Consider the following 1,028-nt stretch of genomic DNA (forward strand, 5'->3'; position numbering starts at 1 on the left):
TGTTTTCGGACAATTAACTGAAAACTTTGAAGGCGCAACATTTCCTCCCACCGGTTGGACAACTTTTGAAACGGGAACTGGTACAGCTCAAAGTTGGGGAGAAACCAATTTAACGGCATTTACTTACCAAGGTGTTGGAAAGTCAGCTTTGATTAACAGAGAAAATGTTGCTACCGGTTTAGCTATCGACTGGTTAGTAACTTCTCAGGTTACAGTACCAGCTAATGGTCAGTTGAGGTTTTTTACAAAAACCGTTCAAACTGGAAATCAAGGAAGTTTATTTGACGTTAAAATTTCAACTACTTCTCAAACCAATCCAGCTACATTTACTAACCTTATTTCTTGGGATGAGTCTTCATTAACAAGTGTTGCTAACGTTTACGAGGAAAAAGTAATCGATTTAACTGCTTATCCAGCAGGATCTCAAATTTACATTGCTTTTGTAATGACAAATGACAACGGAGATCGTTGGTTAATAGATAATATAAATTTAGTACAAAAATGTGATGCGCCAATTGGGCCACTAACTACTGCTAACGAATCTACTTCTACAGCACAGTTAAGTTGGGGTTCTCCAGCAGGAATTACACAATGGGAAGTTGAAATTGTGCCATTTGCTGATGCATTTAATAATGTACCAACACAACCAATTGCAAACACCAATGTTAACTTTTTAGCTACTGGTTTAGCACCTAATACACTTTATAAATTTCAGGTACGTTCTATTTGCCCAAATGGCTTTACTAGTGATTGGTTTGGTCCAAGAAGTTTTCAAACGGCTTCTTTTGGAGATACTTGTGCCGGTCCGATTGTAATACCGCCAACCTTACCATACATTACATCAGATAATACCTCAAATTATTTAGACACTAATGATATTGCTCAGCCCTTAATTTGTAGCTCACAAGCTACAAATTATATGGCAGGAAATGATGTGTTTTATACATTTACTCCAACTTTTACAGGTAATATTGCTATTACTTTATCACCTACAAATGCTAGTTCAAGTATTCACGTGTACAATGCTT

General features: G+C 36.7%; 1 protein-coding gene. It reads left to right on the forward strand.

Going from position 1 to position 1,028, the window contains the following annotated elements; genetic code table 11:
- Window positions 1-1,028: choice-of-anchor J domain-containing protein (locus tag G4D72_RS13270; RefSeq protein ID WP_166078211.1), on the forward strand; the 1,028-nt coding region annotated here is incomplete at both ends.

The organism is Flavobacterium difficile (genome assembly GCF_011392115.1).
Taxonomy (GTDB): Bacteria; Bacteroidota; Bacteroidia; order Flavobacteriales; family Flavobacteriaceae; genus Flavobacterium; species Flavobacterium difficile.